This is a genomic window from Flagellimonas pacifica, from assembly GCF_900215465.1.
Lineage (GTDB): Bacteria > Bacteroidota > Bacteroidia > Flavobacteriales > Flavobacteriaceae > Flagellimonas > Flagellimonas pacifica.
This window is the reverse complement of record NZ_OBEH01000005.1, coordinates 16,244-34,126: the sequence shown is the minus strand read 5'-3', so window position 1 is coordinate 34,126 and position 17,883 is coordinate 16,244. Positions and strand designations below refer to the sequence as shown.

General features: G+C 38.8%; 15 protein-coding genes, 1 tRNA gene and 1 pseudogene. 3 read left to right on the top strand and 14 right to left on the bottom strand.

Translation table 11 applies throughout. The annotated features are described in order from the left end of the window. Window positions 1–51 precede the first annotated feature (51 nt). From CRO15_RS15020 to CRO15_RS15010, 3 genes and pseudogenes are all read right to left on the bottom strand, one after another. Window positions 52–1,440: pseudogene (locus CRO15_RS15020) on the bottom strand (IS1182 family transposase); the annotation flags it as partial. A 200-nt stretch (window positions 1,441–1,640) separates the two neighbouring features. Continuing rightward, window positions 1,641–2,378: a DUF6090 family protein gene (locus tag CRO15_RS15015; protein WP_097046679.1), complete on the bottom strand. Its 738-nt coding sequence runs from the start codon at window positions 2,376–2,378 to the stop codon at window positions 1,641–1,643. 186 nt (window positions 2,379–2,564) lie between these two features. Next, window positions 2,565–3,146 carry a toxin-antitoxin system YwqK family antitoxin gene (locus CRO15_RS15010; RefSeq protein WP_097046678.1) on the bottom strand — a complete coding sequence of 194 codons (582 nt, stop codon included), beginning with the start codon at window positions 3,144–3,146 and terminating at the stop codon, window positions 2,565–2,567. Window positions 3,147–3,248: 102 nt separating this feature from the next. On the opposite strand from CRO15_RS15010, the gene xerA reads away from it, so the two are divergent. The 3 genes from xerA (at window position 3,249) to CRO15_RS14990 (ending at window position 6,184) form a co-directional block, all read left to right on the top strand. Beyond that, entirely contained in the window at window positions 3,249–4,067 is an 819-nt protein-coding gene (xerA, locus tag CRO15_RS15005) for a site-specific tyrosine recombinase/integron integrase (protein WP_136567480.1), read from the top strand. A 319-nt stretch (window positions 4,068–4,386) separates the two neighbouring features. Next, a complete protein-coding gene (locus CRO15_RS14995) occupies window positions 4,387–5,370 on the top strand; it encodes a type IV toxin-antitoxin system AbiEi family antitoxin (protein WP_097046676.1) in 984 nt (327 codons plus the stop codon). Then, entirely contained in the window at window positions 5,345–6,184 is an 840-nt protein-coding gene (locus CRO15_RS14990; protein WP_097046675.1) for a hypothetical protein, read from the top strand. Before CRO15_RS14995 ends, CRO15_RS14990 begins: the two co-directional genes overlap by 26 nt. Before the next feature lie 173 nt (window positions 6,185–6,357). On the opposite strand, the gene CRO15_RS14985 is transcribed toward CRO15_RS14990, so the two are convergent. The 11 genes from CRO15_RS14985 to dnaE all read right to left on the bottom strand — a co-directional run bounded on the left by CRO15_RS14985 (window position 6,358) and on the right by dnaE (window position 17,721). Then, window positions 6,358–6,804, bottom strand: a complete 447-nt coding sequence (locus CRO15_RS14985; RefSeq protein ID WP_097046674.1) for a DUF6730 family protein — start codon at window positions 6,802–6,804, stop codon at window positions 6,358–6,360. 10 nt (window positions 6,805–6,814) lie between these two features. Continuing rightward, complete coding sequence (locus CRO15_RS14980; protein WP_097046673.1) at window positions 6,815–7,672, bottom strand: relaxase/mobilization nuclease domain-containing protein; 858 nt, start codon at window positions 7,670–7,672, stop codon at window positions 6,815–6,817. Continuing rightward, on the bottom strand, window positions 7,669–8,205 hold the full coding sequence (gene mbpA / locus CRO15_RS19960; protein WP_243396987.1) for a mobilization protein MbpA: 537 nt from the start codon (window positions 8,203–8,205) through the stop codon (window positions 7,669–7,671). The genes CRO15_RS14980 and mbpA overlap by 4 nt, the downstream gene beginning before the upstream one ends. After that, window positions 8,192–9,130 carry a toprim domain-containing protein gene (locus CRO15_RS14970; protein WP_243396986.1) on the bottom strand — a complete coding sequence of 313 codons (939 nt, stop codon included), beginning with the start codon at window positions 9,128–9,130 and terminating at the stop codon, window positions 8,192–8,194. The genes mbpA and CRO15_RS14970 overlap by 14 nt, the downstream gene beginning before the upstream one ends. A 121-nt stretch (window positions 9,131–9,251) precedes the next feature. Next, window positions 9,252–10,457, bottom strand: a complete 1,206-nt coding sequence (locus tag CRO15_RS14965) for a primase-helicase family protein (RefSeq protein WP_097046671.1) — start codon at window positions 10,455–10,457, stop codon at window positions 9,252–9,254. Window positions 10,458–10,480: 23 nt separating this feature from the next. After that, on the bottom strand, window positions 10,481–10,774 hold the full coding sequence (locus tag CRO15_RS14960; protein ID WP_097046670.1) for a helix-turn-helix transcriptional regulator: 294 nt from the start codon (window positions 10,772–10,774) through the stop codon (window positions 10,481–10,483). Window positions 10,775–10,899: 125 nt separating this feature from the next. Next, on the bottom strand, window positions 10,900–11,571 hold the full coding sequence (locus tag CRO15_RS14955; RefSeq protein WP_097046669.1) for a hypothetical protein: 672 nt from the start codon (window positions 11,569–11,571) through the stop codon (window positions 10,900–10,902). Between the two features lie 131 nt (window positions 11,572–11,702). Beyond that, window positions 11,703–11,776: transfer RNA gene (locus tag CRO15_RS14950), tRNA-Asp, on the bottom strand. 127 nt (window positions 11,777–11,903) lie between these two features. Further along, complete coding sequence (locus tag CRO15_RS14945) at window positions 11,904–12,833, bottom strand: DUF58 domain-containing protein (RefSeq protein ID WP_097046668.1); 930 nt, start codon at window positions 12,831–12,833, stop codon at window positions 11,904–11,906. 78 nt (window positions 12,834–12,911) lie between these two features. After that, the gene (gene trxA, locus CRO15_RS14940) at window positions 12,912–13,229 is read right to left on the bottom strand and encodes a thioredoxin (RefSeq protein WP_097046667.1); all 318 of its coding nucleotides are present in this window, start codon (window positions 13,227–13,229) and stop codon (window positions 12,912–12,914) included. A gap of 106 nt (window positions 13,230–13,335) precedes the next feature. Next, complete coding sequence (gene dnaE / locus CRO15_RS14935) at window positions 13,336–17,721, bottom strand: DNA polymerase III subunit alpha (protein WP_097046666.1); 4,386 nt, start codon at window positions 17,719–17,721, stop codon at window positions 13,336–13,338. Window positions 17,722–17,883: the final 162 nt, after the last annotated feature.

Below are 17,883 nucleotides of genomic sequence, written 5' to 3'. Positions count from 1 at the left end.
CGTTTTTAGGATGTTCGTTCGATGTTTTGCCCTGATTTCGGGCTTCCAACCCAATTTGATAAGTCTTTTTAAATTGTACGCCAATGCAATGAACCCAAAGTCGGCACCGGCTGTGGGCATTCCCTTTTTGGTGATGATGTGGTCAAAGCCCCATTGCCTTTTTATGGTACCGAAGGGATGTTCGACCAAGGCCTGTCGTTTTTTGTAAATATCGGGTTGCTCCGTTACCCTACGGGCGTTATGTTCGATGAATGCGGTGAACTCACTGCGCTGTAATATCTTTCCATTTTGCTTTGCCGATGTGCATCCGTTGCGCACCGGGCAATTTTTGCATGCTTTTGTCCTGTATTGCTTGAACCGGTAGTTGCGTGCCCTGTACCAGTTTCCGTTACTGGTAAGCTCATGGCCCTGTGGGCAGCGATAGCTGTCCTGTTGCGGGTCGTAGTTGAAATGTTCGGCGTTATATGCCGGATCTGGTGCTTGGCTGGCACGGCCGATACCGGGTACGGCCACCAGGGTATCGACCCCAATGTCGTTGGCCACCTTGAACTCGCTCCCGGTATGGTAGCCTTTGTCATATAGTGCGGTAAAGGAGTTGGTCCCCAAAATGGCCTTTGCCCTTCTGAGCATACCGCCCATGGCCTTTTTGTCATTTTGGTTGGTGATCTTGTAATCGATCAAGAGCTTATGGTCGGCATCCACCGTTGTCTGTGCCGTATAACAGACTTCCGTAATGGTGCCCCTCACGATCTGGTGTCGGCTGTCCGGGTCACTGGTGGAGATCTGTGGGTTTTCCGTGGAGGTATCGGCCCGCAGTTCCTTTTGAATGCGTACATACCTTTCCCGTTGCCGTTCCCTGTTTTTTGCCAACTTACGGATTTCTTCCTTTGCGTCCCCGTCCGCCTTGGCCAGTTCTTGTTGGTGTTCCTCGAGTTTTTTATCGATGTATTCAAGGTGGCGTGCGACCTTCTTTAGGTTGAAGTTGTTCTTTTTGCTGTTCTGTGCCCTGAGTTTGGTGGAATCCCCGGCAATAAGGGTGGCGCCGATCAACTCGTGGTTCTTGGCAATGGACACCGTATGGCGGAACACCCGCTTTATCGCTTTGGGGTTGTCCTTCCTGAAACGGGCAATGGTATTGTGGTCGGGCCTTAGGTTGCCGAGCAGCCAGATCAGTTCGATGTTGCGGGCACACTCAAGCTCCAGACTTCTGGAAGAACGTATCCGGTTCAAATATCCATAGATGTAAAGCTTTAAGAGATCGGCGGGATCATAGGGCGGACGACCTTGCGGTGCCATGGCCCCAAAACCTATGGCCTGTAAATCCAGACCGTCCACAAAACGGTCAATGATGCGTACCGAATTTTCCTCGGCGATCATATCGTCCAGACAAGTGGTGTAGAGGGCAAGTTGGGTCCGGGATTGTTTCTGTTGATACTCCATACTTAAAGATAAAGAATATCAAACCCTACAAGGTAAAGCTAACTTTAAGTTTTGAGACAGTCTGACGGTCCCGTATATGAAAAGTACGTCTGTGTTTACGGGCGTAATTTTTCAGCCGAGATGATGTGTTATTAAGGTTGGGGAGTTTCTAAATATAGCCAAAAATGGGCGGATTTTTTATATACTTTGTTGTGCTTTCGTTATTTTTTTAATTCCTGGTTAATCAAATGGATTATTTTATTCGCATTCGTATTTATGTCAGCATAAACTTCAATTAATCCATTTAATATAAAATAGCGATATTTAATTGCGTTCAATTCAAATAGAACATTTTTATTTCCACTTACAAACTTCGAATTTTCCTTGAGATTTAAATTAAAATCAATAGGGTATACCAGTTGATAATTTTTCATAAAATATGGTGCAAAAGTTTCTCTTGTATAAGTATCTAAAGAATTATTAAAGTTATAAGATGTATTTTCAATGAAGTTATAGTATGAAAGAATTTCCTCTTTAATTTCTTTGTTTTCAATAAGGTCAAACTTTCCGTTTGATGTTATGTCTTCAAAAGAGTTTTTTTCTGTTATGAAACGATGTGTAGTAAAAAGTGCTTCTGTAATTTTTGAATCTAATAATGATATTGATTTATTCGTATATATAAAACTAGCTATTGAATCAAAAGTTTGGATATTTTGTTTTATATCTTGTGTACGCAAATTCAAAGATAAAGTATCTTGAATAAGATTTGTTTTGATACTTGTCAGATATGTTCTAGCCTCCTTTTGTTGTACATTTTTAATATTCCAATTATTAATTCCTAACGCAATTAATATCCCAATAACAACAAGAATAATTTCTCCAACTGCATAAATCAAATACTTAGTGAATTTATTTTCAGAGAGTAATTTTTGTCTAATTTTTCTAAAGAATTTTATCATTGGTTATTGGTTGGTTATAATGAAGCACAACGGTCTCGTATAACCGTCAGTTACGGGTTAATATGCGTTAATTTTCGGTTTAGCACTGGCTTTAGCAATTCCGAGTGGATTCGCTTGAGCCTGCCCTGAGCTTGTCGAAGGGTAGTCGAATCCGCCGTAATTGCGGTTATACAATGTTGGCAAACGTTATTCTTTAACATATTTTCCATTCTTATAATTATACGTTTCCAATAAATTTCCGTCAATGTCATATACTTTCATTGTTCCATTTCCATTTTTGAATGTCCCTTTATCCAGTTCATTTCCCTGACCATCATAGCAAGAAATTATTTTTACTAATCTTTCATTGTCCCATTCACGTTCAGTATAAATTGAGCCATTAGTATGATACCATTTCCAAATTCCGTTTCTTTTTCCGTCAATTAAGGTTCCAATTCCCTCTCTCTTTCCGTTTGGATGATAAAAATTCCATTCGCCAGTTTGTTTTCCGTTGTTGAATTTTCCAATTTGTCTCAATTGTCCGTTTTCGTGAAATATTTTCCATTCGCCAGTTTCTTTTCCATTCAAATATTTCCCGATTTGGAATATTTCTCCACATTCATAATATTGTTTCCACATTCCGGTTTTTAAATCATTTGCAACCTTTCCTTTAGCTTTCAAAGTACCACTTTCGTAAAACTCTTTTTTTGTTCCACAGGATAAGGTTAGAAGTGTAATAAATATTATAATTTTCTTATTCATTAATTTTCTCTTAATAGCTTTGGTCATAATGTTTGCCAACTACTGGATATCCGGAAAGTTCCGCATAACCATATTGATGTTGGATAAAAATAGTACTTTTTCACTATAAATCGATATCTTCATATTATTATGTCATTGCCTGATTTTGTGAAAATATTGGAGGTTAAGCGGTATAGCAGGAACACTATAGAGAGTTACTCTTCCATCGTAAAGATGGCGACTCAATTTTTTGAAAAGCCACTGAACAAGATTGATGAAACCGAACTTCACAGGTACTTCTATCATATGGTACACACCAAGAAAGTATCCTATTCCTACCAGAAACAGGTAGCGATGGCCTTGAAGCTGTATTACAGAGAAATTTTCGGTCAGAACATTAACTTGGAATATCTATTTCCGAGTAGAAAGCCAAATAAGCTCCCCGTAGTCATCGCAAGAAAGGAAGTTCTTAAAATCATTGAAAAAGCCAACAACATCAAGCATAAGAGCATGATAGCCGTGGTCTACAGTGCAGGCTTAAGGGTAGGCGAGTTGATTGCACTTGAAATCAAGGATATAGATTCATCCAGAATGGTGATACATATTAAATCAGGAAAGGGCAACAAGGACAGGATAGTACCCTTATCTGAAAAAACCTTGTCAATGCTTCGTGAGTACTATAAAGAATATACGCCCAAACGATACCTATTTGAAGGCCAAAAGGGAGACAGGTATTCTTCGTCAAGTTTCAACAAGCTTCTCCAGGCTGCTGCCAAAAGGGCGAGAATAAATAAAAACATCACCGCGCATACCTTGAGGCACAGTTACGCAACGCACCTATTGGAAAATGGTACCGATATTAGAATCATCCAAAAACTTTTAGGGCACAATTCCATTAAGACGACCATGATTTATACCCAAGTTACTGAACCTACTTTGTTGAATGTGACAAGTCCTTTTGATGATTGAACCGCTCCATAAATTGGCCAATTTTAGGCACAAAGAAATTGGGTTCTTATTTAAATCATTACCAGTTCCATTTACCGTCTTTTTTAGTAGTTCCGTAAATTCACCTTTTACGGCACCATTTGAACTCTATAAATCAATTAGGAAAAATTCGAGTTCATACCCAAAAATTGGTAATTAACTCGAAAAAATACTAAGGATGATGTTCTTGAACCTTATTAGGTGGGATGATAGGCTTTTTTAAAGGAATAAAGTTATTGACTCATCTTTTTTCATTAAATTTGTTTTTTCATGTAACATGAAAATAAATAATAAATGAAAAATGATTGAGCTTCAGAAAATAAGAGACCTTTTCAACAACATAGATTTTGAAGTAAAAATCGAAAAATTCATAGTTCCCAATGCTGAGTCGGATATTACCTTCAAGCTAAATGGGGAGGCCATTTATGCCGATATGCGAACCGAAGTACGCCCAAATCATGTTCCAATATTTTTAAATAGGAGAGACAAGCCACTTTTGGTTGCTGCCGATTATATTACCCCTAAATCTAAAGAAACGCTGAAATCAAATGGGGTAAACTATATAGATAGTTATGGTAATACTTATCTAAATCTGGAGCATCTGAAAATGTTCGTTGAAAAGGATAATGCAAAACCCGTTTACAATGTTTATTCTGAAGTATTTACCAGGGCAGGCGGACAAATACTTTTTCATTTATTACAAAACCCCGAATTGATTAATGAAAAATATGAGCGATTAGCGGAAATCAGTTGTGTATCACTCGGTAGCGTGAGCAAGACTATAAAGGGATTACTAAAAGAAGGTTTTACCGTTAAATGGGATAAAGACAAAAGGTACCAATTAATAAAAAGAGAAGAACTACTTGAAAAATGGGTTGCCTTGTTGAATGAAAAAATTCTACCTGCTAATCACTTAGGGCAATACACTTTTACCAAAAATAGATTTGAAATTAAAGAGCCAAATCTTGAATTCGAGACTCGTTGGGGAGGGGAATCCGGGGCAGCTATGCTAACCGATTATTTAAGACCTGAAAAATACACGCTATTCACAAACCGACCCAAACAAGATTTGATTAAAAGTTACAAACTACTGCCCAAGGAGGGCGGGGAAATAAGCGTTTATCGTCCATTTTGGAAGTTGGGTTCCTGTAAAACTAATTATGAAGACCATGAAATTGCGGCTCATCCACTTCTGATATATGCAGAACTTATCTACAGCGGTAACCAAAGAAATATAGAAACTGCGAAAATCATTTTTGATGAGTACATCAAACCTAACTTATAAAGACTATTCCTTTGCCAATCACGGGGAAGTATACCAAGCTTTAGAGGAAGTCTTTATCAAAAATGATATAACCTACTATTTGGTAGGTGCTAATGCAAGAGATGTTCAGCTTTACAAAGCAGGAATAAAGCCGACAAGAGGTACCGCCGATATTGATTTTGCAGTGATGGTTCCAGATTTTCAAGTCTATGATTTAATTTTTGAAGAGCTCTGCAAAAGAGGTTTTAGAAAAACCAATGAAAACTATAGGCTTATCTATGATAAGACCAATACAGTTTTGGACTTAATGCCCTACGGAAAAATTGAACAGAACTATACCGTCAATTTTGATGAAAGAGACATATCACTATCAGTGTTAGGATTTAAAGAAGTAGGTGAGCATGCCGAAAACATCGAAATCCCTGAAGCAGGTTTCTCCTTGCCTACGTCACCGGTTGTAGGCCTAATAATATTGAAGCTCGTTTCATGGAATGACAAAAAACATAGAACCAAAGATTTAGAAGACATCTCATTGCTCTTAAATTCAGGATGGGATTTTTATGAAGAAGAAGCTTATGAAAAGCATCTGGATTTATTTGAAGTCGAGAATTTTGAAATGACCATAGCAGCTGCAAGAATCATAGGGAGAAACATGAAACCTATTTTGGCTTCAAATGATAAATTATTCAAAACTATAATGGGTGTCTTGGAGACAGCAATTAAGGAAAAACCTAAAGCATCTAGTGCCGAAACGATTTTGGCAATACATATGAATAAGTCCTTAGAGGAAATACAAAAAATTATAAGTGAAATTAAGCAAGGAATTCTAGAATAAGTTGTCAGATTAAGTCTTAACCGTTACATATTGGGTTAGAAAACGAAATTACCATTTTCACTTTTAAAAGGAGGTAACCATTTAATGCACAAATAATCGATTTTTTTGTGCACGTTATAAAAACATGCACAAGGATTATCTTTTTAAAGGCATTTGAGATAGTAAGGAATTGCTTATTGCTTTTTATTCCAATCCTTGTAAACCTCATAGGTTTTTGGATGCTCTTCAAAAAACGTATTCAGATGCGTTTGATAGGCTTCCATTCCCAGATTATATGCTTCTTTTTTTATGTCCTGTTTGGATTCGTATTGGATATAGCCGAACAAGATTGCTACTGCAGAAACAACCATGGAAATGATAAAGGTAATCACCGCCCATTTCGGATAGATTTTAGCAGTTTCTAATTTTCTGTTCAATCTATTTACATAGGCTTCCCGATCTTCGGTTTCCTTTTGCTGAAAACTTTTTAGTTCAGATACTAAGTTATCAATGGGAGCCAGGTCAAATTTGACCTTTAAATCCTCGGCCCTCTGGAGACCATTTTCCAGTCTATTTACATTGGCCTCAAAATCGGTCAACTCGTTGACCAAAAGTTGTGTAATCGTTTCAAGTTTATTCATGGCATAGAATTTAAATACCCATTCCTAGGTCAATGGATTTCTTGATTGCTTTTTTGGCAAGGGATATTGCTAGCTTCTGAGGAACCGGGACCACTTTGTCCAACAATTTGATAGTGTTCTTTGGCGAGATGATTCTATTTGGTGTATTGTAGCGCGTTAGTTGTCTCCCAATTCCAGCCATACCCATATTCCTATGTATCTCACTTCCCTTAAAACTGTGTCCTTGAAATTCAAACCGAAAGCCTTGGAGTTTACCTTGTTTATTGATGCTGGGAATGACTGCAACCCCATTGGCCCTCATTCCTTCTAGATACTGTTGATAATTTTTGGGCTTTTGATGTCTCAGGGTCAGTTCATGTCTTCGTTTGATTTCGTTACGCAATTCCTTGGTCTGAAAGTCTCTCTCAAATTGTACCTGCTTTACCGTAGTCAATCGCAAGTCTTCTGCAACTTTTTCTGCGGCCTGTTGACTCCGTTTGCCAATAAAGCTGTCATTATAGGCGATTCCTTTAAAGTCGATACGGTTCACATATAAATGGATATGGGTATGCTCTTTATCCCTATGGACAAATGCAATGGCTTGTCGTTCCCCTAGCTTCATTTTATCCATAAACTCTTTGGCGACCCTTTCAAGCTCTTGTTTTTTTAGACGTTGCCCATCGTTGATTGTCGGACTGAGCACAAAAGATAGCGTGTTGCGTTCACAGTTATGGTTCAAATCCTGTATGCGCTGAAATTCCTCGGTAATCTCTTTGGGGTTTTCCCCGACCAAGTGCTGTCTGAGTACCACTTCGGCATTCTTTTCCTGGTTCCAACCATAACCCATGGAGGCACGGGTATGTGAAATGGATTTTCCCTTGCCAATCATTTGCTGAATCTTTTAAGGTGTTCTTTGATTTGCTTAGCAGTTTCGTAGACCATTTCGGTCAGCTTTGGACTTTTCTTCCGGAACATATTGCCAATTGATTTGAAGTTGTTGTGGTATTTGGCCAACATTTGATAGATTTCGATTTCCTCATCAGACAACCGTTCAATTGTAGCTTGTTCCATGGCCGCCCTGCGAAGGAATTCACTTAACGACAGCCCGCAAAGCTTGGCCTTGGCCAATAGCAACTTTTTTTCATACGTGGTACAACGGAATTTCACCAACTGGGTTTTCCCCTTAAACGACTCTTTTTTTTCCCTGCGACCATCGGGAGCAGGCGAGATTGTGTCCACAGACACACATCTCGAATTCTTAACAGAATTACGTTTCAGGTTACGCGCCTCATCAGTCAACTCTGATAATGTCACAGTAGGTTCAGTTTCTTCTTGGGTAATTGGCACGTTATTTTTTTTCGCCCATCCATGTATTGCAGCTTCAAGTGCATCAAATTCTTTTTCCAAATTACTCCTGCCCATGATGCATCAATTTTTCATTTACATCCTTGAATCCAGCGTAGCAATTTCTTCGGTCTTCGGCTATTGGATATAATCCGATTAAATATTGGGTTGCTTTATCTCCTGCACAATCATTGTCCAATGCCAGATTGAGGCCGGAATATTTTTCTAGGATGGAATTGACTTTTTTAGCAAAGGCCAGCGAGTTCAGAACAAGCACATCCGATTCAGCGAACCATTTGGGTTGAATGACCAAAAGCGACAAAAAATCGAACATTCCCTCAACTACGGTAAGGCTTGGATTATTATTTTCTATTATGGTGATGGCCTTAGGAAATGCACAATATTTTTGAAAACAATTGCGTAGTTCCCAACCTCCATTTTTGTTTTGCAACCCCAGAGCAAAAAAGGATTTTTTACCTATTCCAAAGTGTACTTGTTTGATATATCCATAGGCCAGGGTCAAGGGGATTTGACGCTTTTGTAGGTAATCAATCAATGCCACATGACTAATTGGCCTTATATCATTAATACTGATTCTCTTCTCTGTCACAACTTTTGGGGGCTGATGAAAAGAAAAAGAACCTGTTTGGCCTTGGAGCCATGTCAAGGTTTCGCCGACACCAAAGCTTTTCAATCGGCAAATAAGGTCGATTATATTTCCTCCAAGGCCTTCACCATGGTCGTACCATCTATTCAGGGTTTTGGAGACCTTAAAAGAGGCTTGGGTTTCTGACCGGAACGGACTCAGAAACCAAGCTTCTTTTTCCGTTTCTCTCACTGGAAAGTGCCCTAGCTTTGCCATCGTGTCAACGATGCTAACGGTACGGGCTCTTTCGCAGTTAAATCTTTTTTCTTTCATAGCTCTTAACACATTTAAATTTTGATGATTTGATGAAGAATCATTCAAAAGGGTTATTCCTGTTGGTCTTACTGGCTTCATCATTTTTTCATCGTTTCATCGTTTCTTCTTTTCTTGGTTTTGGCTTTGTCATCATTCTTTGTTTTGATGACGGAATGATGACAAAGTGATGACGGATTTACATCCGATAAACAGAGGGATGTTCTTAGGATATCATCATTTCATCAAAATTTTTTAGTAAAAAATGCTTGGAGATGGAAAAGTACCTGCCTTTTGCATCCTCTAAATTGATTTCGCCGTTGTTCCAAATGGTCACCCGCTGGTAGCTGTTTGAGTTCTTCTGGTTTTCCAATTTCCAATCTTTCTTCAGCAGTCTACGTAATTGGGTAAGGTCGGTCTTCACCCTGGTCTTGTTGAGCATGTGCAGGGCATCCATGGGACATAATTGGATTTCGTTCAATTCAAACTTGTCCATGGCACTAAGTAATAGACTGGCCAATTCTTTTTCTACTCTGTTACGGTTGTTGTTCACTAACTTTTTAAGCGCTGGTGTAAATAGTTGGTTTGGCGAAAACCACATTCGAGTGGATTGGATTGTACTGACTTTACGATTGCCCAGATAAGATAGAAATGCTGGGATTTCAGCGATGAGTTTTTCCAAAAAGTCTGTTTCCTCATTTTTGATGGGAGGAATTTTACGAACCCAGAAACGGGTCTCATTTCCATCAATTTTTATGAAGTTATCCTCATTGTTGCTGCAGAGGATAAACTTACCAAAGAACTCCACTTCACGTTTGTCTTTCCCTTTGGCCTCCAGTTTATTTCTATTGGTGGTACTCAGATATTTTATGCGCTCGGTCAGCTCCTCTTTATTGAACAATACTTCATCGATGCATATCAAAAGCTTATTGGCCCAATCTGCATTGAACTGGCTGCCAAAGCTATCATTCGTGAGATAGGTAAGGTTATTTTCAAAGACTTCCTTCAGCCACTTTAAGAAAGAACTTTTTCCTGTACTGCGTTCTGAAGAGACAAGACACAAAATGGGTAAAATCTGAATGGGTCTTAGGTATAATAGTTGTAGGTAGTCCAATCCCAATTCCTTTTGGCCGCCAAATATGTGCTCCAAGAATTGTAACGTCTTATCAATGGTGCCTTCCTTTGGTACAAAGCTTAACGGAGAGTAAATATTATAGAAGCCATGGTGTTCTTTTTTGAAATCTATATGGTTGGGAATACAAGTGAAACCATCATATTTTGGAACCTTGCTCAAAAAATCCTTACCATGGTCTTGCTTAATGGTGTGTTCACTCCACGAAACCAGTTGTTCGTTAAAATGGCCTGAGATAGTGGGCGATTTTACCAACTTATAATACGTCGTGCCCACCCTTACGTAGGGGATTGTTTCCATAATTGTGATTTCTTATTCTGGAGCTAAATCCTTTTTCTTTTCAACAGCTGCTCATTGAACTTTTGTTCCAAAAATTCATCGGATAAATCTGGTTTACCCAAGAGCCAGGCATCAATAGCCTCCTTGTCAAAAAATTTTTGTCGCACATGGGCGTTTTCGCCCATGGGAATCAAGCGGAGTGAAGTGAGTTTGTAGATTTTACTTTTTGACAGGCCCGTATAGGCCACCAAATCATCTACGTTCATTACCCGTTTGTTTTGGGAAAGCAAGGTTTTAATTTCAGTTAATAGTCCTACGACTTTCTTTTCCTCAGTCATTAGATTTTCGATTTAAATTAATGATTGAGTAAAGGCCTTTACCGTGAATGCGCTAGGCAAACATAGGAAAGCTAATCACGTTAACTGGAACAATAAATGGCGCTTGTCAAAGAATTGCGGTAAGTTTATTGTTCTCCGAACACTTCAATTATCTTTTCATGCTCAAGAACCACCAGTTGCTTGTCCTTCATTGAAGTGTTCCATCGACTGAAACTTGATTCCAGCGTATTGGGATTAACAGGATTCCCGTTCATCGAGAACGATTCTCTGATTATTTCGAAGAGTATTTTCCGACGAGCTGTATCGATGTCAATTATTCCATCCCTGACAAAACGGTGCATTAAAGAAAACACAAAGAAATAATTGGCCGAGCTACCATTTTTTATGAGGTTACGATTGTTTATTTTGATTTGGGGAATATATCCCATCAATATCAAATGAAAATTATCCAAATCTTCATCCGTCAACAATAATTTTGGGAAATCCTTTCCGTAAAGATTGATCTTGATCATTTCCAATCCATGTTTGTCCCGATGGAATCTTTTTAGCCCTGACTGGTAGCCAGCGGAAAGAATAATGGTCAGAAAGGCCATGCACAAATACCCCGTGAAAATCAAAAGCTGTGTCTTGAAGGTATCAGAAAAAGTGAAGGCTGCGATGAAAGCGACAGGGGTCATACAGGTCAAAAGAAAAAGGATTTTCTTCCCTTCACTTTTATCCAAGGAATGATAAAAGCTTTCCTTTTTCTTTAGAAACTTGTAAAAGAACTTTCCTATGGCCTCAATAACTACCTTCATTCTAATGAAAATCAAAAGATTAACCTAAATGTAAACAAAAGAAATTACCTTTGGAAAGTGTTGTACCTATGTTGTACCCAAGGGAAAGAAAAAAGGCTCCCGATTTCTCGGAAGCCTTGTATTTACTGGTGCGGTCTGGACGGGACTCGAACCCGCGACCCCCTGCGTGACAGGCAGGTATTCTAACCAACTGAACTACCAGACCAATGATTTTATCTTAACAGACTCTGACAACAGTCAGATTCAAATCTTGTTCAATTACTTTTTGCAAAGCGAGTGCAAATATACATTGTCAATTCTTATTCGACAAGAGATTTTTTAAAAATAAATAACTAAACAAATTTCTGTCGCTCCACCATAAAAGTATTCAGCACAGTAGAGAAGTCAGAACCTACATCTACTCCTATATATTTTATTTTGTATTGAGCACATTTCATCTTCAAGCTTTCCATATATCCCTCCACTTTCTGATGATACGCGTTTTTAATATTATCCGCATACAAATCTATGTGAGTGCCACTTTCAACATCTACAAATCGCTTGGGAGTATTTTCAAAATCAAAACCAAGCTCATATTTATGATCCAACAAATGAAAAAGCACCACAGCATGTTTATTGTACTTTAAATGACGAAGAGCTTCAAAGAGTTGAGTCTCCTCAGTTTCAGTTTGAAACATATCCGAAAACAAAAAAATAAGACTACGTCTATGAATTTTTTCAGCTATTTGATGCAGGTATGTATATGTTTTTGTAATCTTTGATTCGTCTTTTACCCTTACCACTTCATTTAATTTAGAGTACAGCATTTGAAAGTGCCGTTCACTGCTTTTTTCAGAAGTATAATAATTATATGAGTCTGAATAAACGCTTAGCCCAACTGCATCTCGTTGTTTTTTCAACACCCGCATTAGAGCAGCAATAGCCAATACGCCAAATCCGATTTTATTGAGGTTGTCCAATCCAAGGTTATCCACTTTAGGATAGTACATTGAGGCTGAGTTGTCCAGAATCATATGACACCTTAAGTTGGTTTCATCCTCATATCTTTTAGTGTAGAGGCGATCTGTTTTAGCAAACAACTTCCAATCAATATGCTTGGTGCTTTCACCTGGATTGTAAATTTTATGCTCAGCAAATTCTGCTGAAAATCCGTGAAAAGGGCTCTTATGAATCCCACTAATAAAACCTTCAACAATTTGATTGGCCAAAAGTTCAAGATTCTGGAAAAGTTGACCTCTATGTAGTTCTGATCGAGTATCCATAAAATGCTTCCTGGCCCAATATAAAACAAAAAAGGTTTGACATCAGCCAAACCTTTTTTAAAATTGTTCTAAACCTATCTATAATAGTGCGTCTATAGCATCTGTGTATGCTTTTTTGGGAGATACGCCAACTTGACGATTCACAATCTCACCATCTTTAAAAACAAGAACGGTTGGGATGTTTCGCACTCCATATTTAGCCGCAAATTGTTGGTTTGCATCCACATCAACTTTTCCCACTACAGCTTTTCCTTCGTACTCTGTACTTACCTCATCAATAATTGGTCCTACCATTCTACATGGACCACACCAAGCAGCCCAAAAGTCCACAACGACTGGTTTATTGCTTTTAAGTACTACCTCATCAAAAGTTGCATCTGTTATTTCTAGTGCCATTTTATTTGTTTTAATATTCGCAAATTTAGTCAAATATGGTACATCTTCCTTACCGCAATTGCATACATTTTAGTTATTGCGCCATCAGTATTTATTATAAAGCATTCTAATTCAGCTTGTAATGTATTTCACTTTTCTCCAATTCGGAAAGGAGTTCACTGCTAATTTTTACTTTTTGTTTTCTACTGGACAGATTAAGTTTGATTTCTTCCTGCATTTCATAAACTATGAAATTAAGTGGATGATCTCCTTTGTAAGATATAAGAGTGTCCTTTAGAGTTTGTATACGTTTTTCCTGCAACCGATCTATATCCAATTTAATTGTCAACTTCCGGGCAAAGGCATCCATAACATCTTGAAGCTGTTTAAAGTCATTGAACTGCAATCTGGGATCTCCTTTTTTACCAGTTTCCCTGTTCACCCATCCTTCACGAACAAAGGCTTTCATATGCACAAAAGAATTGATCATTAAAAAATGCCTGAACTTCAAGTACTCCTCACCAAAAATCCTGAACTCATGTGTGTCCGTATAATCCTCTAAGGTAAAAAGCCCCCATCCTTTACCATTTTTGGAAATCCTGTGTTGTACATCAGTTATCACTCCGGCAACAGTCAATTCTCGATTTACGTAATGTTCTAAATTGGTAAAGGCTGATATATTGCTATTACAAAAAGCCTTGATTTCCTTTTGAAAATCATCCAAAGGATGACCCGAAATATAGATACCCACAACTTCCTTTTCCCGGCGGAGTTTTTCCATGGTTCCCCAATCTTCACAAGGAGGCACTACAGGTTCGGCAATTTGAGCTTCGCTCATTCCACCGAACATATCCATTTGTGAAGAGTTTTTGTTTTCCTGATATTTCGCTGCCGACTTTATAACTTTTTCCAAGAAAGTTATTCCATCTCCTTCATCATGAAAATACTGTGCTCTGTGTGTATCCCCAAAAGAATCAAACCCTCCGGCCAAGGCCAAATTTTCAAAAGATTTTTTATTGGCGGCTCTTAACTCAACCCGCTTTGCCAAATCAAACACAGATTTATAAGGTCCGTCCTCTTTTCGGTTCTCAACAATAGTTTCTACAGCGGAACGCCCTACTCCTTTAATTGCCCCCATTCCAAAGCGAACAGCATTGTTCTGATTTACAGCAAACTTGTAATAAGATTCATTAACATCTGGCCCAAGCACTTCAAGTCCCATGCGCTTACATTCTTCCATAAAGAAAGTAACCTGTTTAATGTCATTCATATTATTGGAAAGCACAGCAGCCATATATTCGGCCGGGTAGTGTGCTTTCAAATATGCAGTTTGATAAGCTATAAATGCGTAACAAGTAGAGTGACTTTTATTGAAAGCGTATGAAGCGAATGCCTCCCAATCTTTCCAAATCTTTTCTAGAACATCTCTTGGATGCCCATTTTTCTCTCCACCATCCAAAAATTGGGGTTTCAATTTTTGAAGTAATGCGAAAATCTTTTTACCCATTGCTTTCCGGAGCACATCGGCATCACCCTTTGAGAATCCGGCCAGTTTTTGGGAAAGTAACATCACCTGCTCTTGATAAACTGTAATACCATAGGTTTCCTTAAGGTATTCCTCCATGTCCGGGAGGTCATAAGTAATCTCCTCTTCGCCATGCTTTCTCGCAATAAAACTGGGAATATATTCCATGGGGCCGGGTCTATACAGCGCATTCATGGCAATAAGGTCATCAAAAACCGTAGGTTTCAGGTTTTTCATGTGCTTTTGCATCCCAGGAGATTCGTATTGGAATATCCCTACCGTATCTCCACGCTGGAAAAGCTCATAGGTCTTTTCATCGTCCAGTGGAAACTCATCAGGTATAAGTTCTGTTCCAGTTCGTGCTTTGACAATCTTTACCGTGTCCTTGATCAAGGTCAAGGTTTTAAGTCCCAAGAAATCCATCTTGAGCAACCCTGCACTTTCTACTACCGAGTTGTCAAATTGAGTCACATACAAGTCAGAATCTTTTGCTGTGGCAACTGGCACAAAATTGGTGATATCATCAGGTGTGATGATTACACCACAGGCATGGATTCCAGTATTCCGGAGAGATCCCTCAAGCACACGGGCCATCTTAACGGTTTGACCTTCCAAATCATCTCCTTCGGAAATGTTCAATAATTCATGTACTTTTTCCAACTCATCCGAACGGAACTTTTTCTTGAGCTGGGATTCTTCAATCCCAAAAATCTTGTTCAGTTTGGACATGTTAGGAATAAGTTTCGCTATACGATCTGCATCGTTCAAAGGCAAATCCAAAACACGAGCCGTGTCACGAATTGAAGATTTCGCCGCCATGGTACCATACGTAATAATCTGCGCTACCTGATTGGCACCGTATTTATTGATTACATAATCCATGACCCGACCTCTACCTTCATCATCAAAATCAATATCAATATCGGGCATTGACACTCTATCTGGATTTAAAAAACGCTCAAAAAGAAGATCGTATTTTAAAGGATCTATATTGGTAATCCCCAAACAATAGGCAACCACAGAGCCTGCGGCCGACCCTCGCCCCGGACCAACGGATACATCCATGTTACGTGCTTCTCGAATAAAATCTTCAACAATTAAAAAGTAACCTGGATAACCTGAATTTTCAATAGTAGCCAACTCAAAATCGAGGCGCTCCGTAATCTCATCCGTGATTTCACCGTAGCGTTTTTCAGCGCCTTGATATGTGATATGTTTTAAATAGGCGTTTTCCCCACGTTTTCCACCGTCAACTAAATCTTCCTCAACCTTAAACTCTTTCGGAATATCAAACTTGGGAAGTAACACATCTCGAGCCAATTCAAAAGACTCCACCTTATCAACAACTTCTTGAATGTTGAGAATGGCCTCAGGAACATCCTTGAAAAGCGCCCTCATCTCATCAGATGATTTGAAGTAATACTCCTGATTTGGCAATCCATAACGGTACCCCCTACCTCTACCTATGGGAGTAGACTGTTTTTCCCCATCTTTTACACAAAGTAAAATATCATGTGCCTCTGCATCCTTTTTATCACAATAATAAGTGTTATTGGTGGCTATGATTTTTACCTGATGTTTTTTGGCTAATGGAACCAAAACTTGATTTACGCGATCTTCATCTTCTTGACCATGGCGCATCATTTCTACATACAAATCGTCTCCAAATTGATTTTTCCACCATAACAGGGCTTCTTCAGCCTGCTTTTCACCAATATTGAGAATTTTATTGGGAACCTCACCATAAAGGTTCCCTGTGAGGGCAATGACATCTTCTTTATATTGCTCTACAACCTTTTTGTCAATTCTGGGCACATAATAAAACCCATCGGTATAGGCAATGGAAGACATCTTTGCCAGATTATGATAACCGTTTTTGTTTTTGGCCAGCAATACAATTTGATAACCATAGTCTTTAACGCTTTTATTGGTATGGTCCTCACATACATAGAACTCGCAACCAATGATGGGGGTAATTTCCTTCTCTGAAGGAGATTCGCCATTTTCAATCAACTCTGCGTTCTTTTCTTTAGCTGATTTGTTATGAGCCTTCACCTCTTTCACAAAATGAAAAGCACCCATCATGTTGGCATGATCCGTTAAAGCTACAGCGGGCATATTATTTTGAGCAGCGGACGCAACAAGACTTTTAATGTTTATGGTAGATTGAAGGACCGAAAACTGCGAGTGATTGTGCAAATGTGCAAATGTGGCTTCAGCTAAACTCTCTACATTTTTATTGATTTCATCCTCTGAAATCTCTCCAATATCCTCGGCCCAAAGTGCATCTGCAATTTCTTTGGACGCTTTTTTAAGGTTGATGTGCTTTAACCCAATGAGTTGAATCATCTGAGGATTGGCCTCGGAGAAATGCTCAAAATAATCAGTTTGAACATCCAATTGCTCAATAGAAAAATGTCTTTTGCGAATAAGCTCCAAAAAGCATCGGGTTGTGGCTTCAACATCCGCCGTTGCATTATGCGCCTCTGCAAAGGGTTCGCCAAAAAGAAATTGATGTAATTCTGTAAGTGTAGGTAGTTTGAATTTTCCCCCTCGCCCTCCAGGAATTTTACAAAGTTCTGCCGTCGCCTCGGTACAAGTGTCCAAAACTGCAAGTTCAGTAAGCGAATTCCCAACTTCCATTCTATGAAACTCACATCCCATAATATTGATGTCGAAATCCACATTTTGACCCACAACAAATTTTGCTTTATTCAAAGCAGCATTGAATGCTTCTAAAACCTGATGTAAAGGTTCTCCTTTCTCCTCGGCCAAAGCCGTAGAAATACCGTGAATCTGCTCTGCTTCGTAGGGAACATTAAAACCATCCGGCCGTATCAACATATCTTGATGCTCCACTAGATTTCCCATCTCATCATGCAATTGCCATGCAATTTGCACACATCGTGGCCAGTTATCAATATCCGTAATGGGTGCATCCCATCGTTTAGGCAATCCAGTAGTTTCGGTATCAAAAATCAAGTACATAAAAATCTGATTTTGCAGGTTCGAATTTGGTCGATAACTAAATTAAAAAGCAATGAATAAAAATAAGCAAGATGTGATATTTCAAAAAAAAGAGTTGTCATCATTTATCAACCATAAAAAAAGTGCAAATCCATTGGGTATTAATTGATTTGAGCTATATTT